The sequence below is a fragment of the Pseudomonas sp. H9 genome (genome assembly GCF_004353925.1).
Taxonomy (GTDB): Bacteria; Pseudomonadota; Gammaproteobacteria; order Pseudomonadales; family Pseudomonadaceae; genus Aquipseudomonas.
Window position 1 is genome coordinate 174,125 of the sequence record NZ_SMOK01000017.1, and the last position, 24,432, is coordinate 198,556.

The 24,432-nt window shown below is 60.6% G+C and carries 19 protein-coding genes; 13 read left to right on the forward strand and 6 right to left on the reverse strand.

The genetic code is table 11. The features are described from left to right. Positions 1-67: 67 nt before the first annotated feature. The 3 genes from E1573_RS14725 to E1573_RS14735 form a co-directional block, all read right to left on the reverse strand. Entirely contained in the window at positions 68-2,281 is a 2,214-nt protein-coding gene (locus E1573_RS14725; RefSeq protein WP_133214882.1) for a TonB-dependent siderophore receptor, read from the reverse strand. Between the two features lie 142 nt (positions 2,282-2,423). Beyond that, positions 2,424-3,761 (reverse strand): sensor histidine kinase, encoded by a 1,338-nt coding sequence (locus E1573_RS14730; RefSeq protein ID WP_133214884.1) that lies wholly within the window; start codon positions 3,759-3,761, stop codon positions 2,424-2,426. Next, the gene (locus tag E1573_RS14735; RefSeq protein ID WP_133214886.1) at positions 3,758-4,483 is read right to left on the reverse strand and encodes a response regulator transcription factor; all 726 of its coding nucleotides are present in this window, start codon (positions 4,481-4,483) and stop codon (positions 3,758-3,760) included. Before E1573_RS14735 ends, E1573_RS14730 begins: the two co-directional genes overlap by 4 nt. A 286-nt stretch (positions 4,484-4,769) precedes the next feature. Here E1573_RS14735 and E1573_RS14740 point away from each other — a divergent pair, with 286 nt between their 5' ends. The 9 genes from E1573_RS14740 (at position 4,770) to E1573_RS14780 (ending at position 16,484) form a co-directional block, all read left to right on the forward strand. Continuing rightward, positions 4,770-5,600 carry an alpha/beta fold hydrolase gene (locus E1573_RS14740; RefSeq protein ID WP_133214888.1) on the forward strand — a complete coding sequence of 277 codons (831 nt, stop codon included), beginning with the start codon at positions 4,770-4,772 and terminating at the stop codon, positions 5,598-5,600. 86 nt (positions 5,601-5,686) lie between these two features. Beyond that, positions 5,687-5,983 (forward strand): hypothetical protein, encoded by a 297-nt coding sequence (locus E1573_RS14745; protein ID WP_133214890.1) that lies wholly within the window; start codon positions 5,687-5,689, stop codon positions 5,981-5,983. A gap of 187 nt (positions 5,984-6,170) precedes the next feature. Then, complete coding sequence (gene mexE, locus E1573_RS14750; RefSeq protein WP_133214892.1) at positions 6,171-7,412, forward strand: multidrug efflux RND transporter periplasmic adaptor subunit MexE; 1,242 nt, start codon at positions 6,171-6,173, stop codon at positions 7,410-7,412. Between the two features lie 12 nt (positions 7,413-7,424). Beyond that, the gene (locus tag E1573_RS14755; RefSeq protein ID WP_133214894.1) at positions 7,425-10,604 is read left to right on the forward strand and encodes an efflux RND transporter permease subunit; all 3,180 of its coding nucleotides are present in this window, start codon (positions 7,425-7,427) and stop codon (positions 10,602-10,604) included. Next, complete coding sequence (locus E1573_RS14760; protein WP_133214896.1) at positions 10,601-12,025, forward strand: efflux transporter outer membrane subunit; 1,425 nt, start codon at positions 10,601-10,603, stop codon at positions 12,023-12,025. The genes E1573_RS14755 and E1573_RS14760 overlap by 4 nt, the downstream gene beginning before the upstream one ends. A 293-nt stretch (positions 12,026-12,318) precedes the next feature. Continuing rightward, positions 12,319-13,374, forward strand: a complete 1,056-nt coding sequence (locus tag E1573_RS14765; protein WP_133214898.1) for a tetratricopeptide repeat protein — start codon at positions 12,319-12,321, stop codon at positions 13,372-13,374. A gap of 190 nt (positions 13,375-13,564) precedes the next feature. Further along, positions 13,565-14,320 (forward strand): endonuclease/exonuclease/phosphatase family protein, encoded by a 756-nt coding sequence (locus E1573_RS14770; RefSeq protein ID WP_133215096.1) that lies wholly within the window; start codon positions 13,565-13,567, stop codon positions 14,318-14,320. Next, the gene (clsB, locus tag E1573_RS14775; protein ID WP_133214900.1) at positions 14,317-15,534 is read left to right on the forward strand and encodes a cardiolipin synthase ClsB; all 1,218 of its coding nucleotides are present in this window, start codon (positions 14,317-14,319) and stop codon (positions 15,532-15,534) included. The genes E1573_RS14770 and clsB overlap by 4 nt, the downstream gene beginning before the upstream one ends. Continuing rightward, entirely contained in the window at positions 15,531-16,484 is a 954-nt protein-coding gene (locus tag E1573_RS14780; protein ID WP_133214902.1) for a YbhN family protein, read from the forward strand. The genes clsB and E1573_RS14780 overlap by 4 nt, the downstream gene beginning before the upstream one ends. On the opposite strand, the gene E1573_RS14785 is transcribed toward E1573_RS14780, so the two are convergent. Beyond that, entirely contained in the window at positions 16,475-16,939 is a 465-nt protein-coding gene (locus tag E1573_RS14785; RefSeq protein ID WP_133214904.1) for a nucleoside deaminase, read from the reverse strand. The genes E1573_RS14780 and E1573_RS14785 overlap by 10 nt on opposite strands. A gap of 295 nt (positions 16,940-17,234) precedes the next feature. Between E1573_RS14785 and E1573_RS14790 the strand changes: the two genes are divergently transcribed. Both E1573_RS14790 and E1573_RS14795 read left to right on the forward strand, forming a co-directional pair. After that, a complete protein-coding gene (locus tag E1573_RS14790) occupies positions 17,235-17,939 on the forward strand; it encodes a type 1 glutamine amidotransferase domain-containing protein (RefSeq protein ID WP_133214906.1) in 705 nt (234 codons plus the stop codon). Positions 17,940-18,047: 108 nt separating this feature from the next. Then, positions 18,048-18,851: a CSS-motif domain-containing protein gene (locus E1573_RS14795; RefSeq protein WP_133214908.1), complete on the forward strand. Its 804-nt coding sequence runs from the start codon at positions 18,048-18,050 to the stop codon at positions 18,849-18,851. A gap of 58 nt (positions 18,852-18,909) precedes the next feature. Here the strand turns inward: E1573_RS14795 and hppD are convergent, their stop codons facing one another. Then, complete coding sequence (gene hppD, locus E1573_RS14800; protein WP_133214910.1) at positions 18,910-19,986, reverse strand: 4-hydroxyphenylpyruvate dioxygenase; 1,077 nt, start codon at positions 19,984-19,986, stop codon at positions 18,910-18,912. A gap of 307 nt (positions 19,987-20,293) precedes the next feature. Here hppD and E1573_RS14805 point away from each other — a divergent pair, with 307 nt between their 5' ends. Then, positions 20,294-21,874: an EAL domain-containing protein gene (locus E1573_RS14805; protein WP_133214912.1), complete on the forward strand. Its 1,581-nt coding sequence runs from the start codon at positions 20,294-20,296 to the stop codon at positions 21,872-21,874. Positions 21,875-21,907: 33 nt separating this feature from the next. Continuing rightward, on the forward strand, positions 21,908-22,795 hold the full coding sequence (rarD, locus tag E1573_RS14810) for an EamA family transporter RarD (protein WP_133214914.1): 888 nt from the start codon (positions 21,908-21,910) through the stop codon (positions 22,793-22,795). On the opposite strand, the gene E1573_RS14815 is transcribed toward rarD, so the two are convergent. Further along, positions 22,758-24,329, reverse strand: a complete 1,572-nt coding sequence (locus E1573_RS14815; RefSeq protein WP_133214916.1) for a TerC family protein — start codon at positions 24,327-24,329, stop codon at positions 22,758-22,760. The genes rarD and E1573_RS14815 overlap by 38 nt on opposite strands. Positions 24,330-24,432: the final 103 nt, after the last annotated feature.

Here is a 24,432-nt window from a genome sequence, read left to right on the forward strand (position 1 = left end):
CTTCGAAGTACGACAAAAGCCCAGCCGGGTCAGCGCTGGGCTTTTGGCAAATGCCAGGAACCTTGCATCAGAACGATGTGGTCACCGAGGCATAGAAGGCGCGCCCTGGTTCGTTGTAAGTGTTGGCACCGGCACTGGTGCCTGCACCCTCGCGGTACACACGCTTGTCGAACAGGTTGTTGATACCGGCACTGAACGACAGGTTCTCGTTCACCTCGAAGACACCGCCAACCCCCCAGATGTGGTACGGATCAAGGGCCTGCAGCTCGTTCTCGGCAGTGACGCCGACCTCGCGCGTCGGGTTGAAGCGGCGTGGCTCCTGTTTGCCGTAATACGTACCGGTGAGGCTCAAGGACAGTGCCTGAGTCACCTGCCAGTCGAGCATGCTGTTGACCGTGTACTCCGGCACCACCGACAACGGGTTGCCATCGCTGTCTTCGTTGGAGTCCATGTAGGTGAAGTTGGTGTTCCAGCTCAACACCTCGCCAGCTTCGCCCAGCAGCGGTACGCCAATGCTGCCTTCCCAGCCCTTGACCACTGCATCCTTGGCATTGTCCCAACGCAGAATCGCTTCATTGGTCGGGGTACGCCCGACCACATCGTTGGCGGAGGTGATCTTGTTGTCGTAATCGTTGCGGAAATAGGTCAGGCCAGCACTCCAGCCATTGCGGGCGAAACTGACCCCCAGCTCTTTGTTGACGCTGACTTCCGGATCGAGGTCTTCATTGCCCAACACGTAGCAGCCATTGGCGTTGAGGCTTGGCGCACAGCCGTTGCCGTTACTGCGGTACAGGTAGTTGGGGTTGGACTGGTAGAGGTTGGGCGCCTTGAAGGCTCGGGCGATACCGGCCTTGAGGGTGATGTCTTGCGTCAGCTTGTACGAGGTGTTGAGGCTCGGGCTCCAGTTGTCGCCAAACTGATCATGATGGTCAAGGCGAAGGCCAGGCGTGAGGAACCAGTCGGGGGTCAGCTCGATGTTGTCTTCGGCATAGACGGCCATGATGGTCGCGTCCATATCGGTGGGACGTGCCCCGGCAGCCGAGTTCGGCAGGGTGCTGCCCACTGAGCGGTCCAGCGTGCTGGGATCATCCAGTTCCTGGTAGTTCCACTCTGCGCCCAGGGTGAGGGTCTGCGGGCGCAGCACTTGCAACGGAATGTCCAGTTGGCCCTGAACGAGGTAACTGTCGTAGGTGCTGGTGGTTTTGTCGTTGCCGTTGATGTCGCCATCAGCGCTGCCAGTCAAGCCTTCGAGCAGGCGGTTGTTACGGGTCTTTTCGTATTGCGCCAACAGGCGCGAGGTGCCGAACTCCCAGTCACCACGATGGGTAACGGAGAAGTCCTGACGGTACATGGTGTTGGTTTCGCGGCCCAGCCAGCTGTTGATGGTGCTGCCCGGCGTCAGGGAATCGGTGGCACCGGTACCGACGTCACCGGCATAGATGTTGCCCTGGCGGCTGAAACCGGTTTCAAAGTCGATGATCTGTTGGTTATCCAGCGCCCAGCTCACCAGCGCGTTGATGTCTTTGTTGCGCACCCCTTCGCGCCCCGCAGCCAGCGACGAACCGACCGCGGTATGGCCCTGGTTGATGTCGGCATCGTCGGCATCGGTTTTGTTCAAGTTGCCGTACACACGGAAGGTCAGCGAATCCGTCAATGGGCCGGCAAGGCTGAAGGTGGTGCGCTTGGTCATGCCTTCGGCATCATCTTCAGGCAGGTTGGTGAAGGCGGTGATGCTACCGCTCAATGCCTGGGTCGGGCGCTTGGTGATGATGTTCACCACCCCGCCCATGGAGCCGGAACCATAACGCGCAGCCGCCGGGCCACGCAGCACTTCGATACTTTCGACCTGATCGGCGGGCACCCAGTTGCTGTCGCCACGGGTGTCTCGCTCGCCAGCGCGGGTATAGCGCACCGCGTTGCGCGAGGTCACCGGCTTGCCGTCGATCAGGATCAGGGTGTTTTCCGGCCCCATGCCACGCAGGTCGATCTGGCGGTTGTTGCCGCGTGAGCCACTGGCACCGTTGCCGGTCAGGTTGACGCCTGGCATCTTGCGGATGATTTCCGACAAGTCATTGACCGGCGGGCGCTTCTTGATGTCTTCGGCGCTGATGATCGATACACCCGGTGCCTGTTTCAGCTCTTGTTCGGCAGTTGCCACCACATGGGTGTCGACCAGCTCCAGCGGCTCGTCGCCGGTTGCGTCGATAGCCGCCCACAAGGTGGAAGGCGATGCAGCCATCAGGGCCAGAACGAAGTGGTTGAGGGTGAATCGGGGCTGCATCGAATCTCTCCTTACACAGTGAAAACATGCAGGAAAGGCGCGAGGGAATTGACGAAGCAGCGGCATCCGACGCGCCCCAGACCTGCCCGGGACGAGCGCGAATGCTATAGATTCTCAAATGTGAGTAAATCTTTTTTACATTTTATACATTTCTCAGTTTGAAGCTGACCCGTAGCCCGGGGCTGCGGTTCTGCGCCCAGGCATCGCCGCCCTGCAACTGAGTGACGCTGCGGGCAATCGACAGACCCAAGCCGAAACCATCACCGCCAGGACGCGCGACATTGAGCCGGGAAAATGGCTCAAAGATTGTTTCCAACTTTTCGGGGGCGACGCCTGGGCCCTGGTCGTCGATCCACACCTGCCAGTAATCCCCCTCACAACGGCCGCCCAGGCTGACAATGCCGTCGGCGGGCGAATGGCGCACGGCATTGCGCAGCACATTCTCCATGGCCTGCGCCAGGCTGTTGAGATGCCCAAGTACCGTGCAGCCGCCGGGCAGATCACAGCGCAATTGCTCGGCCGGCCAGCCGGTCTCGTAGCAGACGTCCTCGCACAGCACGTCCCACAGGCGCACAATGTCCACGCGTTCAAGGGGTAACAGCGGGCGCTCGGTATCGAGCCAGACCAACTCGAGGATGTCGTTGATCAGGCGCTCCATACCCTGCACTTCCCGCTCCAGGCGTTCGCGCAGTGCCTGCATGTCTTGCTCCCGTTCGCCGGTAACGCGCAAGCGGCTCAGCGGTGTGCGCAGTTCATGCGACAGGTCGCGCAGCAACTGGCGCTGAAAACCCACCGTGTTCTGCAAGCGCCCGGCCATGTGATCGAACGCCCGCGCCAGTTCTCCCAGTTCATCTCGGCGTTCGGCGAGCTGTGAACCCACCCTGGCAGACAGGTCGCCGGCACTCAAGGCAATCGCCTGGCGCCGCAGGATGGCCATCGGTGCAATCACCGTGCGGTACAGCAACACACCCAGGCCCAGGGCCAGGCAGGCAGGCAGCACGCGCTCCAGGAGTATCTTCCACAGGTGGTTGTGCTTGCGCGGGTTCAGCCGCGCGGGCAGGTCCATGACCAACCTGGCTTCACTGCCACTGAAAGGCATGAAAAACGTAGGCGTGCCGCCGGGTCGGCCAACCGACCAGTCCAGTGAACGCATGAAGTTGAGCTTCTTGCTTTCGGCCTGCTGCAACGGCTGCGAAGACAACGACCGGTCATGTGCGCCGACCACCACTGCCCACACCCCCTCACGCGCTTTTAATTCGGCAAGAAAGCCGTCTACACCACCCTCCCCGCCCGCTTTCCAGGCCCGCTCAGCCTGCTGCGCATACTCAGACAATTGCTTGCGATCCTGCGCACTGAGTTTGGAGGTGGCTTTATCGAGACGCTGGCTGACATCCACATGCAGGCTGATGATCAACAGGCTGAGCAGTGCAATGCCCCCCAGCAGCGTCCAGAACAGCGAATGGCGATCCGGCAGCCTCATGGCATGACACGCTTGAGTACGTAGCCAGCCCCACGCACGGTATCGACACGCCCGGCGCTGTAGCCAATGACCTGCAGTTTGCGGCGGATGTGGCTGATATGCATGTCCAGGCTGCGGTCATGGATCGAATAGGCCCGGCTCAACGCCTGCTGATAAAGGAACGTCTTGCTCAGCACTTCGTCGGGTGCGTGGCACAGCGTTGCAAGAATTCGGTATTCGGTGCTGGTCAGATCAGCCCACTGGTCGTTGTAGCCTACGTCGCTACGCCCCGGGTCAAACGTCAGCCCCAGGTCTGCGCCTTGCGCGTGCTGCTCTACCTTGTCTTGCCGTTCGTAGGCGACCCGGCGCAGGATAGCCTCGATACGTACGTCCATTTCGCCCATGCTGAACGGCTTGGGCAAATAGTCGTCAGCGCCTTGGCCGAAACCAATGATACGGTCTTGCTCGGCTCCCAGCGCCGACATCAGGATCACCGGAATCCGCTGCCCGCGGCGCAACTCGACCAACATCTCCAGGCCATTGCTGTCAGGCAGGAGGATGTCCAGCAAGATCAGGTCGTAGTCGCCTTCACGCACCAACTCCACCACATCACTGGCGTCATTGCGCAGGGTCACGGCAAAACCACGCTCGCCCAAGTGGCTGCCAATGTGAGCGGAAAGCACAGGATCGTCTTCGATGGCGAGGATACGAACGGGGTGGCGGGAGGCAATGGCCGGCTGCATGCGGTGACCTGGCAAATGATAACGATTATAAATCCCACATTCTGACAAACTCCATGCTCTACGCACAAATGGCTTGAGGTGACTTTTCCAGGTCAACAGAGGCCCGTTCACAACGTTCGTGCTTCTGGTCCAGCCAGGCCGCTGCTTTTCACCCGCTCTTCTATGCTCATAGATTGCCTTCAACCTGGCATTCACCTTAACCCTCACTCAAACCCTGGAGTTGATCGACGGCCATCGGCAAACAGCAGGTTCACGCAGTTCCCACCCCAACTGAGGAGCACCGAGCATGGCTTTTGTTACCAGCAAAGACGGCGTTGAAATCTTCTACAAAGATTGGGGCCCGCTTGATGCCCCGGTCATCTTCTTCCACCATGGCTGGCCATTGAGCGCCGACGACTGGGACGCGCAGATGCTGTTTTTCCTCGCCCAAGGCTTTCGGGTGATCGCCCATGATCGCCGTGGTCACGGGCGTTCGAGCCAGGTCTGGGATGGCCACGACATGGACCACTATGCCGATGACGTGGCGGCGGTGGTGAAACACCTCGATGTGCACGGTGCGGTGCATGTCGGGCACTCCACTGGCGGTGGCGAAGTGGTGCATTACCTTGCTCGTCACGGCGAGGATCGCGCCAGCAAAGCCGCTATTCTCGGCGCTGTGCCGCCGCTGATGGTCAAAACCGCCAGCAACCCTGGTGGCTTGGACAAGTCAGTGTTCGATGGCCTGCAGGCACAACTGGCCGCCAACCGCGCGCAGTTCTACTACGACATTCCGGCCGGCCCGTTCTACGGCTACAACCGCCCAGGTGCGGAGCCCTCGCAGGGGGTGATCTGGAACTGGTGGCGCCAGGGCATGATGGGCTGTGCCAAGGCCCACTATGACGGCATCGTTGCCTTTTCACAGACCGACTTCAGCGAAGACCTCAAAGCCCTCAAGCTGCCGGTGCTGGTGATGCATGGTGATGATGACCAGATCGTGCCTTACGAAAACTCAGGTGTGCTCTCGGCCAAATTGCTGCGCAACGGTACCCTGAAAACCTACAAGGGCTTCCCCCACGGCATGCCCACCACCCACGCCGACACTATCAACGCTGACCTGCTCGCCTTCATACGAGGCTAGGGATCGTCCGGTGCCAGGGGTATGCTTCTGGCACCGGGTTACCCGGTTCAAAGCAGCTACGATAGGCGTTGAATAGGGGACACAGAATGACCGCTCACCCAGCGTTCAAGCCCATATCACGGGTAGTACCTTGCCTGCTTGTCCTGTGCCTGGCCGTGTCGGCGGGCTGTTCAAGTAAACCGAAGCAAACGTACTACTCAAGCTCGCGCGCCGGCTCCAGCTGTTACGCCAAAGCCCTGCCCACATCGGGCGAAGGCGGCCTGGCCTGGGGCGCTACCCTGCAGATGGCCCGGCAAAAGTCCTTGAACAACTGCATCCGCTATGCTGGCCGCTCGGGCGGCACACCCAACACCTGCAAGGTGGTATTGGCCGAGTGCAAGTAACCACCCTGTAGGAGCGGGCTTGCCCCGCGATAGCGTTCTGTCAGTCACAACGAATCGCGGGGCAAGCCCGCTCCTACCGGCGGTGACCTATCATTCGCAGTGATAGTTATCTTCGGCCCGTTCGATTCGTTGTTAATGGTTACAAATCGCAGAATCCGCCCATTCTCAATACATTGGCGGATTTCCCATGGAACAGTCACTCAAACCTTTGCGTTACCCCTTGGCTCTATTGGCTGTACTGGTGATGAGTGCCTGCGGTCGTACCCCGGAAGCTGTGCAGGCGCCGGCGGCGACCAAGGTGAGTGTGGCAAAGGTACTGGAACAACCGATTAATGAATGGGACGAGTTCACCGGGCGCCTGGAAGCCCCGGAAACCGTTGAAGTACGCCCGCGGGTGTCCGGGCAGATCGATCTGGTGGCCTTTACCGAAGGCGCTCAGGTCAAGAAAGGTGACCTGCTGTTCCAGATCGACCCGCGCCCGTTCCAGGCCGAAGTCCGTCGTCTGGAAGCGCAGCTGCAACAAGCCCGCGCCACCGCCGCGCGCAGTGACAACGAAGCCCGCCGCGGCGAGCGTCTGCGCAGCAGCAACGCCATCTCCGCAGAGCTGGCCGAATCTCGCAGCAGTGCGGCCGCCGAGGCCCGCGCCGGTGTCGCCGCGATCCAGGCGCAACTGGACCTGGCGCGCCTGAACCTGAGCTTTACCCGCGTAACCGCCCCAATCAGCGGCCGGGTCAGCCGCGCCCAGTACACCGCCGGCAACATTGTCAGCGCCGACGTCACGCCGCTGACCAGCGTGGTCTCGACCGACAAGGTCTACGCCTACTTCGATGCCGACGAACGCGTGTACCTCAAGTACACCCAACTGGCGCGCAACGGCCAACGCGGGCAGACCACCCCGGTTTACCTGGGCTTGTCCAACGAAGCCGGTAACCCGCACCTGGGCCAGATGAACTTTGTCGACAACCAGGTCAACCCCAAGACCGGCACCATCCGTGGCCGCGCCGTGTTCGACAACAGCGACGGGCAGTTCACCCCAGGCCTGTACGCACGCCTGAAGCTGGTCGGCAGTGCGACCTATTCGGCGGTGTTGATCAATGACGAAGCGGTCGGTACCGACCTGGGCAAAAAGTTCGTGCTGGTCATGGATAAAGACAACACCGCCGCCTACCGCGCCGTTGAGTTGGGGCCCAAGCTTGAAGGCCTGCGGATCGTTCGCAGCGGCCTGAGCAAGGATGACCGCATTGTGGTCAAGGGCCTGCAGCGGGTTCGCCCAGGTTCGCCGGTCGATCCTCAGGACACGCCAATGGCCAGTGAGGCCACCCTGGCCGCCCTCGCCCAGCAACGTCAGGCGCTGGAAGCCAGCACTCAGGGCAAACCTGCCGCCACTGCCACCGTAAAACTCGCCAGTGCTTCGGCACCGCGCGGTTAAGGAACCGGTCCGATGAATTTTTCCAAGTTCTTTATTACTCGGCCGATTTTCGCTGCCGTGCTCTCGCTGCTGATCCTGATTGCTGGCGGCATCTCGCTGTTCCAGCTGCCGATCAGTGAATACCCTGAAGTGGTGCCGCCGACCGTGGTGGTGCGCGCCAACTTCCCCGGTGCCAACCCCAAGGTGATCGGTGAGACCGTGGCCGCGCCGCTGGAACAGGCGATCACCGGGGTCGAGAACATGCTGTACATGTCCTCGCAGTCCACCGCCGACGGCAAGCTGACCCTGACCATCACCTTCGCCCTGGGAACCGACCTGGACAATGCGCAGGTGCAGGTGCAGAACCGCGTGACCCGCACCCAGCCCAAGCTGCCAGAGGAAGTGACTCGTATCGGTATTACCGTCGACAAGGCCTCGCCTGACCTGACCATGGTTGTGCACCTGACCTCGCCGGACAATCGCTACGACATGCTCTACCTGTCCAACTACGCCATCCTCAACATCAAGGATGAGCTGGCGCGCCTGGGTGGTGTCGGCGATGTGCAGTTGTTCGGCATGGGCGACTACTCGCTGCGGGTATGGCTCGATCCGAACAAGACCGCGTCGCGTAACCTCACTGCCAGCGATGTGGTGGCGGCCATTCGTGAGCAAAACCGTCAGGTCGCCGCAGGCCAGCTGGGCGCACCGCCCGCACCGGGCAGCACCAGCTTCCAATTGTCGGTCAACACCCAAGGGCGCCTGGTCAGCGAAGAAGAGTTCGAGAACATCATCATCCGCTCCGGCGCCGATGGTGAAATCACCCGCCTCAAAGACATCGCCCGGGTCGAGCTGGGTTCCAGCCAGTACGCCCTGCGCTCGCTGCTGAACAACCAGCCTGCGGTGGCCATTCCGATCTTCCAGCGTCCAGGTTCGAACGCCATCGAAATCTCCGATGAAGTGCGCGCGAAAATGGCCGAGTTGAAGAAAGACTTCCCGCAAGGCATGGACTACAGCATCGTCTACGACCCCACCGTGTTCGTGCGCGGCTCCATCGAAGCGGTGGTGCACACCCTGTTCGAAGCCCTGGTGCTGGTGGTACTGGTGGTGATTCTGTTCCTGCAGACCTGGCGCGCCTCGATCATTCCGCTGGTCGCTGTGCCGGTATCCTTGATCGGTACCTTCGCGGTGATGCACCTGTTCGGTTTCTCGCTCAATGCCCTGTCGCTGTTCGGCCTGGTGCTGGCCATCGGGATCGTGGTCGACGACGCCATCGTTGTGGTGGAGAACGTCGAACGTAACATCGGCCTGGGCCTCAAGCCGCTGGAAGCCACGCAAAAAGCCATGGGTGAAGTGACCGGGCCGATCATCGCCACGGCCTTGGTATTGTGCGCGGTGTTTGTACCGGCGGCGTTCATTTCCGGGCTCACCGGGCAGTTCTACAAGCAATTCGCCCTGACCATTGCCATCTCGACGGTGATCTCGGCGTTCAACTCGCTGACCCTCTCGCCTGCGCTGGCTGCGGTCTTGCTGCAAGAGCACCACGCGCCGAAGGATCGCTTCTCACGTGTGCTGGAGCGCCTGCTCGGTGGCTGGTTGTTTGGCCCCTTCAACCGCTTCTTCGACCGCGCCAGCCACAGTTATGTCGGCACTGTCGGTCGGGTCATCCGTAGCAGTGGCATCGCCCTGTTCGTGTACGCCGGCCTGATTGGTATGACCTGGCTGGGCTTCTCGTCCACTCCGACCGGTTTCGTTCCGGCTCAGGACAAGCAATACCTGGTGGCCTTCGCCCAGCTGCCAGATGCCGCCAGCCTGGACCGCACCGAAGCGGTCATCAAAAAGATGAGCGAGATCGCCCTCAAGCAACCGGGCGTTGCCGATTCGGTGGCCTTCCCCGGCCTGTCGATCAACGGTTTCACCAACAGCCCGAACAGCGGCATCGTGTTCACCCCGCTCAAGCCGTTCGATGAGCGCAAAGACCCGAGCCAGTCAGCGGCTGCCATTGCCGATGCATTGAACGCACAGTTTGCCGACATCGAGGACGCCTACATCGCGATCTTCCCACCACCGCCGGTACAGGGGTTGGGGACCATCGGTGGCTTCCGCCTGCAAATCGAAGACCGTGGCAACCTTGGCTATGAGGCGCTGTACAAGGAAACCCAGAACATCATCGCCAAGAGCCATAACGTGCCGGAGCTGGCCGGGCTGTTTACCAGCTATCAGGTCAACGTACCGCAGGTCGATGCTGCCATCGACCGGGAAAAAGCCAAGACCCACGGCGTGGCCATCAGTGACATCTTCGACACCCTGCAGATCTACCTGGGCTCGCTGTATGCCAACGACTTCAACCGTTTTGGCCGCACCTATCAGGTCAACGTTCAGGCTGAGCAGCAGTTCCGTCTGGAGGCCGAACAAATTGGCCAGCTCAAGGTGCGCAACAACCAGGGCGAGATGATTCCGCTGGCGACCTTCATCAAGGTCAGCGATACCTCCGGGCCAGACCGCGTGATGCACTACAACGGTTTCATCACCGCCGAGATCAACGGCAACGCCGCGCCGGGCTACAGCTCTGGCCAGGCGGAGAAAGCCATCGAGAAGCTGCTCAAGGAAGAACTGCCTAACGGTATGACCTTCGAATGGACCGAGCTGACCTACCAGCAGATTCTTGCCGGTAACACTGCATTGTTCGTCTTCCCGCTGTGTGTACTGCTGGCCTTCCTGGTGCTGGCTGCGCAGTACGAAAGCTGGAGCTTGCCGCTGGCAGTAATCCTGATTGTGCCGATGACCCTGCTCTCGGCCATCACCGGGGTGATTCTGTCGGGCGGTGACAACAACATCTTTACCCAGATCGGCTTGATCGTACTGGTGGGGCTGGCGTGCAAGAACGCGATTCTGATCGTCGAGTTCGCCAAGGACAAACAGGCCGAAGGCCTCGACCCGCTGGCCGCAGTTCTGGAAGCTTGCCGCCTGCGTCTGCGGCCGATCCTGATGACCTCGATTGCCTTCATCATGGGTGTGGTACCGCTGGTGTTCTCCTCCGGTGCCGGTGCTGAAATGCGTCATGCCATGGGCGTGGCGGTGTTCTCCGGGATGATCGGGGTGACCATCTTCGGCTTGCTGCTGACGCCGGTGTTCTTTGTCTTGATCCGCCGTTATGTCGAACGCCAACAGGCCCGCAAAGCCGCCCGTGCGCTGAAGCTGGAGAGCCATGCATGAACCGTTTGAAACTTTGGGCCCCCAGCCTGCTGCTGTTGGCGTTGTCGGCTTGCGCGGTTGGCCCCGACTATCAGGCACCCGACACTGCAGCCGCACAGCTGAGCGCCGCCAACGATCCAGCAGCCAAGGGCAGCTTTGATCGCAGCCGCTTTGAGCGCATTTGGTGGAAGCAGTTCGACGACCCGGTGCTCAACCAACTGGTCAGCCAATCGCTGCAAGGCAACCGTGAGCTGCGCGTGGCCTTCGCCCGGCTCAAGGCCGCGCGGGCGATCCGTGACGACGTCAGCAACGACGCCCTGCCGACTGTGACCAGCCGGGCCAGCAGTGAGCTCGGCAAGGGCCAGATCCCAGGGCAGACCGACGACCGGGTCAACAGCGAACGCTACGACCTGGGCCTGGACATGTCCTGGGAGCTGGACCTGTTCGGCCGTATCCAGCGCCAACTGGAAGCCAGCGAAGCCCAGCAGGACCAGGCCCAGGCCGACCTGCAACAACTGCAAGTCAGCCTGATTGCCGAATTGGTCGATGCCTATGGTCAGCTGCGGGGCGCGCAACTGCGCGAGAAAATCGCCCTGGCCAACCTCAAGACCCAGCAGGATTCGCGTGGCATCACCGAAACCCTGCGTGACGCTGGGGTCGGCAACGACCTCGATGTGGTACGCGCCGATGCCCGCCTGGCGCAGGTAGAAGCGACGGTGCCGCAGTTGCAGGCCGAACAGGTGCGGGCGCGTAACCGCATTGCGACCTTGCTGGGCCAGCGCCCCGATGCCTTGAGTGTTGACCTGGCACCGGCACAACTGCCGGCGATTGCCAAGGCCCTGCCGGTGGGTGATCCGGGCGAACTGCTCAAACGGCGCCCGGACATCCGTAGTGCCGAACGGCAACTGGCTGCCGCCACTGCCAACGTCGGTGTGGCGACGGCTGATCTGTTCCCGCGGGTTAGCCTCAGCGGCTTCCTCGGCTTTACTGCCGCCCGCGGCTCGCAGTTGGGTTCATCGGCCGCCCAGGCCTGGGCGTTGGGCCCAAGCATCACCTGGGCAGCGTTCGACCTGGGCAGCGTGCGCGCGCGTTTGCGCGGCGCCAATGCCGATGCCGAAGGCGCCCTGGCCAACTACGAACAGCAGGTATTGCTGGCACTGGAAGAGTCGGAGAATGCCTTCAGTGACTACAGCAAGCGCCAGCAACGCCTGCTTTCCCTGCTGCGCCAGAGCGAAGCCAGCCGCAAGGCTGCCGAGCTGGCCTCGGTGCGCTACCGCGAAGGCACCGTGGATTACCTGGTGCTGCTCGACGCCGAACGCGAACGCCTGAGCGCCGAAGACGCCCAGGCTCAGGGTGAGGTCGACCTGTACCGAGGCATCGTGGCCATCTACAAAGCCCTCGGCGGTGGCTGGCAAGCTGAGAATGTGGCCGACATCAACTGATTCAACAGCTCCTTTGGTTGGTTTCTGACCGGCCCTTTGCCCCGCCAGTTCACACTCGCGGGGCTTTTTTGTGGGTCCGGTAGGAGCGGGCTTGCCCCGCGATCGGCTGCGCAGCGGCCGTAAAAACCACTGCTTGCAAGCCAGCTCCCACCAGGAGCTGGCTTCATGGTCAATGGTCACTTCGGGCAAAGCCCTGTAAGACAGTTACTCCCACATGTGCCCCAGTATTTGACGCAAACCCCTCCCCTGTCCCAAGCTGGTGCCTTTGCCAGTTGCAAGCTTCGGATCCACCCATGTCGAAACAGCGCCAATTCACCCTGATCAGCCTGATCCTGCTCGTTGTGCTGGGCCTTGGCGGCTACTTCTGGCGTGATGACAGCCCGGCCCCTACGCCCGTACTCAAGCACACCTATGTCAAGGCCCTGGCCATGGCACATAACGGCCAACCCGGTGCCGCCCGGGTGTTGTATCAGCAGTTGGGGCGCACTGACCTGTCCGCCATTCGCCGTGCAGGCCTATACGAAGAACTGCCCAATTACCCCTCGCCCCTGGCATTGAAACTGGCCAGTGCTGACCTGCAGCACGCCGATCCCCTGGTACGCCGGGCGGCCATTGCCAGCATTCAGGCGATGTTGCCCGACGCCCAGCGCAGCCTGGTCCTCGGCCCCTTGCTCGATGACGAAGACCTCAGTGTGCGCTTTGCTGTGGTCGATGCCCTGCTGGGGCTCGGCCCGGACGATATCGGCCTGTACTTCGGTCCCTTCCAGCACACACTGGAGCAATACCAACAGGCGCTGGCACAACAAACCGACGACATCGCGGCACAACTGCACCTGGCCCAGCTGTACTTGCACGAAAACAGCCTGGAAGAAGCCGCTGCGGCAGTGCAAACAACCTTACAGCTGGACCCGGACAACCTTGAAGCCCTGGCCGTTCAGGTGCAGATCCTCGAACGCCAGGGCCAGACCGACGCCTCGCGTCAGGTACTGGCCACTGCCCTGCAACAACGCCCGGATTCGGCCTTCCTACAACATGAGCTCGGGCGCTGGCTGCTGCGTCACGACCAGGACGAGTACGCCTTGCTGGCCTTCGCCCGCGCCCTGGAACTTGAACCCGACAACAATGAGTACCGCTATACCCTGGCGACCGCGCTGCACCAACTGGAGCAGGTGGAACCGGCGCAGAAACAACTGGAGGCGCTACTAGCCCGCGACCCGGCCAACCGCAAGGCCAGGGTGTTGTTGATTGAGTACTGGAAAGAAACCGGGCAAATGCAGAACGTGCAAGTGCTGCTGGCGCAGCTGGAACAACTCAACCCCGACGACCCGCTGGTACAGCAAGGCCTGTAACGCAGCACGCTGACCGTCGGGCAATACGGGTGAACCTGCGCCTCGATGCCGTGGTCCAGTGATAGTGCAGCAACAGTGGACGCCACCAGCGAACACTGCCTGCTCCTATCACAGGAGGCTCCCGGTGAGCGACTCGTCACCCGCCCTACAGCGCGATGCGACCCCACACCAGACACACCCGGCAGATGCCCTGGCCGAGGCCGCTACCGTGGATCATCTACGCATCCTGACGGTCAACGCCCACAAGGGTTTCAGCGCGCTGAACCGGCACTATGTGCTGCCCGAGCTACGCGAAGCGGTGCGCAGTGAAGACGCCGATCTGGTGTTTCTTCAGGAAGTGCTCGGCAGCCATCGACGTCATGGCTTGCGTCACCGCAACTGGTCGGATGTACCTCAATACGAGTTTCTCGCCGACAGCCTCTGGCCGGTGTTCGCTTATGGTCGCAACGCGGTGTACCCCGACGGCGAACACGGCAACGCCCTGTTGTCAAAGTACCCGATCGTGCGTTACGACAATCTCGATATCAGCGTCAAAGGCAGCGAACAGCGTGGTTTGCTGCATTCGGTACTGGCCCTTCCCCGTGGTCGGGAGCTGCATGCCATCTGCGTGCATCTGGGCCTGGATGAGCGCCAGCGCCAGCAACAGTTGCAGCTTCTCTGTGGTGTGCTCGACACGCTGCCAGGCGCAGCACCGGTCATTGTTGCCGGCGATTTCAATGACTGGCGCCGATGCGCCGACGCCCCTCTGGCGCTGAGCGGGCTGCAGGAAGTGTTCACCCAAGCCTTTGGTCGCCCGGCGCGAAGTTTTCCGGCGCGCTGGCCCCTGCTCTGCCTGGACCGCATCTACCTGCGCAATGCTCAAGGCCACGCCCCCAAAGTCATGTCGCGCAAACCCTGGACGCACTTGTCCGACCACCTGCCTTTAACCGTGGAGGTACGTTTGTGAACGCGCAATGGCGGGCAGACAACCAAGTACAGCTGTTGATCAACGGTGAGGCTTACTTCCCGAGTGTCTTCGCCGCCATCGAACAGGCCCGCGAAGAGATCCTGCTTGAAACCTTCATTATTTTCGAAGACAAAATCGGTCGGCAGTTACAACACCTGCTGATCGATGCAGCGCAGCGTGGCGTGCGCGTGGAAATGCTGGTGGATGGTTACGGCACCGCCGACCTGAGCGGTGACTACATCAAGGCCCTGAATGACGCGGGCGTGCATTTGCAAGCCTTCGACCCGAGCCCCAAGCGCCTTGGGATGCGCACCAACCTGTTTCGCCGCTTGCACCGCAAGATTCTGGTGGTCGATGGCGAAGTCGGCTATGTCGGCGGCATCAACTACAGCGCCGATCATCTGGGCGACTTCGGCCCAATGGCTAAACAGGACTACGCCGTCCAGGTGCGAGGCCCGATCGTCACCGACCTGCGTAACGCTACACTAGCGCTGCTTGAGCAGTGCACCTGCTTGCAACAGCGCAGCCGTCGCTGGTGGCAACGGGCCCTGCCGCTGGCTGCCGACAGCAATCAGGCCAGCATGATGCTGAGCATTCGCGACAACCAGGACCACCCCAACGACATCGAACGGCATTACCTCAAAGCGCTGGAGGCGGCACGGGAACGCATTACCATTGCCAATGCCTATTTCTTTCCGGGCTATCGCCTGCTGCGAACCTTGCGCAATGCCGCCCGCCGTGGCGTGAAAGTCACCCTGGTGCTGCAAGGTAGGCCCGATATGCCTTGGGTACGGTTGTGTTCACGCTTGCTCTACAACTACCTGCTGCGTGACGGCGTGCGCATTTTCGAATACTGCGAGCGGCCACTGCACGGCAAGGTGGCGCTGGTAGACCGGCATTGGTCTACCGTGGGTTCAAGCAACCTCGACCCCTTGAGCCTGTCACTGAACCTTGAAGCCAATCTGATCATCCACGATGCCTCGTTCAACGAATGCCTGCATGAGCATCTGCAGGCGCTGTGCGTGCAGCGCTGCAATCCGGTGAGCCTGCAACGCGTGCTCCGTGGCTACTGGTGGCGTGCGCCGCTGATCTTCCTGACCTTTCACTTCATACGCCATTTTCCTGCCATGGTCGGCTGGCTTCCGGCCCATGTGCCACATCTGCAACCGCTGATAAACGTAGACGAGCAGCAGCCCTCCGGTAAGGCCACATGAGCATACACTCGGGACACTGGCATCGCGCCCGACAGCTCCTCACCCTGGGGTTCTTCATTCTGGTACCCGTGTTGCTGTACACCCTGCTGAAGAATCTGGACTGGCAGGAAGTTCGCCACGCATTGGCCGCCTACCGCTGGCAAACCCTGGCGCTGGCCGGCCTGGTCAGCGCCAGCAGCTTTGCCCTGTTCAGCTGTTTCGACCTGGTCGGGCGACGCTACACCGGGCATCAACTGCCAGCGACGCAGGTGCTGCCACTGGCGTTCGTGTGCTACGCCTTCAACCTCAACTTGAGCGCCTGGGTTGGCGCCATTGCCCTGCGCTATCGGTTATACACCCGCCTTGGCCTCTCATTGGCAACCATCACCCGGATACTCAGCCTGGGCCTGCTGACCAACTGGACAGGCTATCTTTGCCTGGCGGGCGCTTTGTTCCTCTGTGGGCTTCCTCCGCTACCGGCAGGCTTTGAGATCGGCAGCAGCGGCTTGCGCCTGACCGGCTTGCTATTAGTGTTGACCGTGCTGGGCTACCTGTTGGCCTGCGGCTTCGCCCGACGGCGCACCTGGCAACTGCGCGATCATGAAATCACCCTGCCCAGCCTGCCCATGGCCGCACTGCAGCTGCTCATGGGAGCCAGTAACTGGGCGCTGATGGCCTTGGTGGTCTACACCCTGCTGCCGGACAAGGTAGGTTACCCAACAATACTGGCCGTACTGATGATCAGCAGTATCGCCGGGGTCATCACCCACATACCGGCAGGCGTGGGCGTGCTGGAAACAGTGTTCCTCACCTTGCTGCACGCCCACTACGGCAAAGGTACGTTGTTAGCGGCGCTGATCGGCTACCGGGCGGTGTATTTCCTCGTACCATTGCTTGTTGCCGGAGTGGTCTACCTGCTGCTGGAGCGCTTGACCAGTCAGCGCAACGGTGTCACCTCCAGTCAGTCCTGACGGCCGATGTCTTCGTTCCACAGCTCCGGCCGCGCGGCAATGAAGTCGTTCATCATGCTGATGCAGGCGGCATTGTGTTGAACGTCTAGCGTGACGCCACGCGAGCTGAGCAACGCTTCTTCGCCCATGAACGTCTGGTTTTCACCGACAATCACCCGCTTGATCCCGTACAGCAAAATCGCCCCGCTGCACATCGCGCAGGGCGACAAGGTGGTGTACAGCGTGGACTCGGCATAAACCTTCGCCGGTTGTCGGCCGGCATTCTCCAGCGCATCCATTTCGCCATGCAGGATCGCGCTGCCCGATTGCACGCGCCGGTTGTGCCCACGGCCGATAATTTTTCCGCCATGCACCAATACCGAACCAATCGGAATACCGCCTTCGGCCAACCCTTTGCGCGCCTCGTCGATGGCGGCCTGCATGAACTCATCCGTTTGTGTGGTGATAGTGCTCATAGGGCATTTGACTCCGATGTCAGCTACAGGGTTATCGCAAGGCTAGGCTCTGCATGAAAAGATTTGAGACGAAGGTCAGGCAAGGCGAAAACAGCCGAGGAAGCGGAGTTTACGAGTTGTAAATGAGCATTCCGAGGCTGTTTTCAACGCAGCATCACCGAGTATCAAATCTTTTCATGCAGAGCCTAGCACAGCGCCCAGCGGGCATGGCATCCCTACCAGGTACAACTATGCTGTAGGGGTTTACCTTGGCGATCCGGGTCGGCCGGGTGCGCCCCATCAAGGGAGCCTGATGATGAGCAAGAAGATGTTGGTGGTCCTGACTAACACGGCCAAATACCCGACCCTCAAGCGCGCCACTGGGCTTTGGCTGGGAGAGGCGGTGCATTTTGTCGACAAGGTCCAGCAGGCGGGTTACGGGGTTGATTACGTCAGCCCGGCCGGGGGTTATGTCCCCATCGACCCCCACAGCCTGAGCCTGGCTCAAGACATCGACTGGCAGTGGTACAACGACAAGGCCTTTATGAACCGCCTGGGCACCACGCTCAGCCCCGGTCAGGTCAGGGTCAAAGACTACAGTGCGATCTACTACGCCGGTGGACATGGCGTGATCTGGGACTTCCCCGACAACGCCGATCTGCAAGCACTGGCACGACAGATTTTCGAAAACGGCGGCGTGGTCGCATCGGTCTGCCACGGTGCCGTCGGATTGCTCAATATAAAGCTCAGTGACAACACCCTGTTGGTCAAGGATCGTGAAGTCACCGGTTTCTCCAACGTCGAAGAGCAACTGGCCGAGCTGGACAAAGTCGTGCCCTTCCTGACCGAAACCGAGCTGGGCGCCCGCGGAGGCCTGTACCGCAAAGCAGAAGACCCGTGGCAGGCATTTGCCATCGCCGATCAGAAAGAAGGCCGTTTGGTCACTGGCCAGAACCCCGCCTCTGGAGGCGCGGTAGCGGAACTGGTGATCAAGGCGCTGTCTGGGAACATGCGCGCTTGACCGGGCTATCACGCTGAAGGGTACTACAACGGCTGACAGTGAAGCCTACAGGCGCCTAAGATTCAGTTCTCTATGCTGACCCTCCGTTCAGCATAGAGGCATCCATTCATGGTTCCACACTCCCACGCCGGGCGTAGCCTGATCGAATTTCTGGTTACCCTCCTGATCGGTTTGGCGCCGATCGCTTGCGGCATGCTTGTATTGACCTTGCAAGTCGACCGCAAACAAGAAGAAACCATCGAAGTGACGGCACGCGAAGCCGTGTACACCATCGACAGGGTCATCGAGACCCTGCAAACCACCGGCACACAGGCCATGAGGTTGACCGGCCAGAGCTGCGATTCAATTTTGCCCCAACTACGTGAGGAAGCCGTCCGGCAACCAAACGTACGCTCGCTGGCCCTGGAGAAGGAAGGCAGGATTTACTGCAGCACCCTTTATGGTGCGACCGATATTTCGATCGACCCGGGCAGTTATGTCAATGGACGCCTGCGGGTCTATACCAGCGACCGGGCCACGCCAGGCTCTGCCATTCTGTTGTATCGCATGCAGGCCAACGGCTATGCGGCGGTCACGTCCGCGAACATGCGTGTGTTGCAGGCCGAATTGCTTGGCTTCCAGAATTCGGTAGTGCTCAGCCTGGATTTTGGTGGGCATCACATTTGGGCGACCGGCAACGGCGAGCGTTACCAGATCCCCAACCATGCCGAGAACACCATGCAACTCAACTCCCAGCGATATGGTTATACGGTCACTGCCGGATACCCTGACGGGGAATCATGGCAAGTCATCAAGCAGTCTATGCAGGCCGTCCTGCCCTCGCTGCTGCTGGTTGGCATCATGACCTCTGCTGCGGCCTACTGGGGACTGTTCAGGCGTAGCAAGCCTCGCGCCCACCTGCGGCACACCTGATCAGAAAAAAGGCCATTGAGGTTACCCTCAATGGCCTTTATTTCGCAGCTGAACAGGATTACTCGACGTTCAGTACACCGCGACGTACCTGGTCACGCTCGATGGACTCGAACAGCGCCTTGAAGTTGCCTTCACCGAAGCCATCATCCCCTTTACGCTGGATGAACTCGAAGAACACCGGCCCCATCAGGGTTTCGGAGAAAATCTGCAGCAGCAGGCGCTTGTCGCCCTCCTGCGAAGACCCGTCGAGCAGAATGCCACGCGCCTGCAGTTCACCTACCGGCTCACCGTGGCCAGGCAGGCGACCTTCAAGCATTTCATAGTAGGTTTCTGGTGGCGCGGTCATGAAGCGCATGCCCAGCTTCTTCAGGGCGTCCCAGCTCGCCAGCAGGTCATCGCTGAGGAAGGCAACGTGCTGGATGCCTTCGCCGTTGAACTGCATCAGGAACTCTTCGATCTGCCCGGCGCCCTTGGACGATTCTTCGTTCAGTGGGATACGGATCATGCCATCCGGAGCGGTCATGGCTTTGGAGGTCAGGCCGGTGTACTCGCCCTTGATGTCGAAGTAGCGGATTTCGCGGAAGTTGAACAGTTTTTCGTAGAACGCCGCCCAATAGGCCATGCGCCCACGATAGACGTTGTGGGTCAGGTGATCGATGATCTTCAGGCCGGCACCGACCGGGTTACGGTCGACACCTTCGATGAAGTTGAAGTCGATGTCATAGATCGAGCTGCCTTCTTCGAAGCGGTCGATCAGGTACAGCGGCGCACCACCGATACCCTTGATCGCCGGCAAGCGCAGCTCCATCGGGCCGGTTTCGATTTCTACCGGTTGTGCTCCCAGCTCCAGGGCACGGGCGTAGGCTTCGTGGGCGTTACGCACACGGAACGCCATGCCGCAGACCGATGGGCCATGTTCGGCGGCGAAGTAGGAAGCGATGCTTTTCGGCTCGTTGTTGAGGATCAGGTTGATGCCGCCCTGACGGTACAGGTGTACGTCTTTGGAACGGTGGGTGGCTACCTTGGTAAAGCCCATGATCTGGAAGATCGGCTCAAGGGTGCCTGGGGTTGGCGATGCGAACTCGATGAATTCGAAGCCCATCAGGCCCATCGGGTTTTCAAAAATGTCGGCCATGCTCATTACCTCATCATCAAAGCGCTAAAACAGAAATTAATTGCTATCGATGTCGAGCGATGATGGCGGTGCGCAGGAGATGCCCCTCACACTGCGTGCGAGGTAGTCACCATAAATCAGCTTGAACCCATGACACTTCATATGGACCCATTCTCGGCGGGCTGATTCCTCAACGACGAGGAACCTTATTATTGTATGCGTAAGGTGATTCTACAGTGCGTAATCCATTTTGTCGCACTTTAAGTTCAAGCACGATTCCGACGAGCGGCTATCATCTGCACAATGCTGTCTATTCAGGTTAGTCCCTATGCCATTCTCGGTAAAACGCCGGCCTCGGCGCCTGTGGCGTGTTGTGTTGCCGTGGCTGGTAGGCGCCCTGCCCATGGCCTGCGGATTGTTGATCATGCACTGGCAAGCCGAGCGCGAGCTGCAAAGTCGCAGCGAGGCCAGTACCCGCCAGGTGGTCAGGCAGATCGACCACATCCTCGACGATATCTCCGCCGCCGCCCAGGCGCTGCTGCCCCTGGCCGGGCAACCCTGTGCCGCGCAGTCACTGGCGCTGCGTGAGCAGGTGGTCCGGCATGCCTTCGTGCGCTCTACCAACCTTGAGTATCGCGGCGAGTTGTATTGCAGTTCATTGTTCGGCACCTACCGCGAAGTGATCGATAGCAACGACTATTTCCAGGGGCGGCTGTGGCTGATGCAGGGTAATTCGGTTACCCCCGGACACCCTTTGCTGGCGTACCGCACCGCTGCCGATGGTCGCGGCGCCATCAGTACGGCCGATGGCGATCATCTGATTGGCGCCTTGCACCTGCTGGATGATGACACCCGCTTGATCTTGCAAGTCGGCCCGAACTGGATGGGCCAGAGCGGGGAGGTGCATACCGGGCCCCGGCCGGTGCCGCAAGTGGCCGTCAGCGAGCTGAGTTCATTGCACTACCCCTTCTCGATCCTGGGTGGGTACGATCAGGGCAAAGTCGGCAAAGTGATGCGCAGCGAATACCCGGCCCTGTTCGGATTGCTGATTCTGCTCGGCGCGATGGCAGCAGTGACCTGTTACTGGCAACTGCGTCGGGCCAGTTCACCCCGCGCTGAGCTGCAGCGTGCCATTGAGGCCGACGAGTTCGTGCCGTACTTCCAGCCCGTAGTACGCCAGAATGACTACGGCTGGGCCGGTGTCGAGGTATTGATGCGCTGGCAGCATCCACGCGAAGGCCTGGTCAGCCCGGACCTGTTCATCCCCTATGCCGAGCACAGCGGCCAGATCGTGCCCATGACCCGCCGGCTTCTGGAACGTACCGCCCAGACCCTGGCGCCCCACGTTGAAAGTATGGGCAGTGACTTTCACATCGCCATCAACATCACGGCCGATCATTGTCAGGACCTGGCCCTACTGGACGACTGCCGGGCTTTTCTGGCCGCCTTCCCGGCCAACAGCGTAAGGCTGACCTTGGAGCTGACCGAGCGCAAACTCATTTCTCCCACTGAACTCACCCACACACTGTTTGCCGGGCTGCATGAATTGGGAGTCTTGATTGCCCTGGACGATTTCGGCACAGGACAATCGAGCCTGGCGTACTTGCAGCAGTTCCAGGTCGATTACCTCAAGATCGATCAGAGTTTTGTCGCGATGATTGGCGGTGACGCCCTGTCGCTGCACATTCTCGAGAGCATTATCGAACTGTCGAGCAAGCTGGGCCTGGGTATTGTGGCCGAAGGGGTCGAGACCGAAGCGCAACGTGACTACCTGGCACGGCACAACGTCGATTTCCAGCAAGGCTATCTGTTTGCCCGGCCGATGTCGGCCGATGTATTCATCCAGGCGCTGCAGGCGCAGTGCCTGACGTCGCCGCCCGGCCAACCGATGTACGCGGGCGATGGCTAAGCGTCTTTTCTTTTCCTGCTGATAGAGGCCCTCGTGTCCAAAGGCATCATTTTATCGGTCACGGCGTCTTGCTTGTTCGCTGTGATGTATTACTACACCTCGCTGCTGACCCCGCTGGACGGTGAAGAAGTGTTTGGCTGGCGCACATTGCTGACCCTGCCCTGCCTGACCGTATTCATGCTGCTGAGCAAAGACTGGCCGCTGATTACCGGCCTGCTCAAGCGCATCCGGCAATCACCGCTATTGCTGCTGGGTTTGCTCGGGACGTCGTCGATGTTGGGCGTACAGCTGTGGCTGTTTCTCTGGGCGCCGTTGCACGGGCGCAGCCTGGAAGTGTCGCTGGGCTATTTTCTCTTGCCATTGAGCATGGTCCTGACCGGGCGTGTGGTCTACGGCGAACGCCTGTCACGCCTGCAACTGCTGGCAGTGGTCTGCGCAGCGACCGGCGTCGCCCATGAGTTGTACCTGCATGGTAGTTTCGCCTGGGAAACCCTGGTCGTGGCCATCGGCTACCCGATGTACTTCATTCTGCGGCGCAAATGCCGCACCGATCACTTGGGAGGCCTGTGGGCCGACATGTGCCTGCTGCTGCCAGCCGCCCTGTACTTTGTCAGCCAGGGCCCGTTGAGCGCCCAGGACCTGACAGAGCACCCGGCCCTGTATGGCCTGATTCCGTTGTTGGGGGTGATCAGCGCGCTGGCGCTGATCTGCTATGTGCTGGCAAGCCGGCTGCTGGCGTTCAGCTTGTTCGGCCTGCTCAGCTATGTCGAGCCGGTGCTGTTGGTAGCGGTGGCCCTGCTACTGGGCGAGACCATCGGCCCCGACCAGTGGCTGACTTACCTGCCGATCTGGCTGGCAGTGCTGGTGCTGATCCTTGAAGGCATCAAGCACCTGCTTCGCCAGCAACGGCGCTCGGTGTAAGGCGTACCTCGCGAACGCGACGCTCCTCCACCGCAACCACCGTCATTTTCCAGTTGTTCCATTCCAAGTGGTCGCCGACCACAGGCAGTCGGTCAAGCAGGCTCATCACCAGGCCCGCGAGGGTCTGGTAGTCCTCGGTGGGTTTGGCGGTAAAGCCAGTACGCGCCTGAATCTGGCTCAGGTTCAGGGCGCCGCTGACGACAAAGCCGTCTGCGTCTTCAACAATCCCTGGCCCTTCCACCTCACTGGCATCGGGCAGTTCACCGGCAATCGACTCAAGGATGTCGGTCATGGTCAGCACGCCGGTGAAATCACCAAACTCGTTGACCACAAAGGCAATGTGCGTCGACTCATTACGCATCTGTTCCAGCGCGTTGAGAATGCTGAAGCTTTCCAACAGGTTCAGTGGCGCACGTACCAGGTTCTCCAGGTCGGGCTCGTTGCCGGCCAACAGTTCCTTGAGCAATTCCTTCTTGTGCACAAAGCCCAGTGGCTCTTCGACGCGGCCATTGCGGATCAGCGGCAAACGCGAGTAGGACGAGTGCATCAGGGCCGTACGGATGGCCTCTGGCGACTGCGCCAGGTCGATGGCGTCGACCTTCGCACGTACCGTCATCAGCGTCTTGATCGGGCGCTCGGCCAGATTCAACACACCACTGATCATTACCCGCTCACGACGGTCGAACAGCACCTGCTCTTCGCCATCTTCGATCAGATCGGCAATTTCCTCACCCACCTCGTCGGCCTCGATACGACGACCGCCCAGCAGGCGCATCACCGCATGGGCGGTGCGCTCACGCAACGGCCGGTGCTGCTGCAGGCTGCGCTTGCGACGGGCACGCGCCACCTGGTTGAACAGCTCGACCAGGATCGAGAAACCGATGGCCGCGTACAGGTAGCCTTTCGGAATATGGAAGCCCAGGCCTTCGGCGGTCAGGCTGAAGCCGATCATCATCAGGAAGCCCAGACACAGCATGATCACGGTCGGGTGACTGTTGACGAAACGAGTCAACGGCTTGCTGGCAACGATCATGATACCGATCGAGAAAATCACCGCGATCATCATCACCGACAACTGCTCGACCATACCGACGGCGGTGATTACCGCATCCAGCGAGAACACCGCATCGAGCACCACAATCTGCGCCACGATAGGCCAGAACGCCGCATGGCGAGTGCTGCCGTTGGTTTGTGCAACGTGACCTTCAAGGCGTTCGTGCAATTCCATGGTGGCCTTGAACAACAGGAACACACCACCGAAGAGCATGATCAGGTCGCGACCGGAGAAGGTCTTGCCCAATACCTCGATCAACGGCGCGGTGAGTGTCACCATCCAGGAAATACTGGCCAGCAGGCCCAGACGCATGATCAACGCCAGGGTCAAACCGATCACCCGCGCACGGTCGCGCTGATGCGGTGGCAGTTTGTCGGCAAGGATTGCGATGAATACCAGGTTGTCGATACCCAGTACCAGCTCAAGCACAATCAGCGTGGCAAGGCCCAGCCAGGCCGTAGGGTCGGCTAGCCATTCCATGGGCGAGTACTCATGCGGGCGAACAACGGGGAAACGTCACAAAGACGGGGGGATGGCCGGGACGGCCAGGTACTGGGGGGCTCCGAGAACGAAGTCATATCAA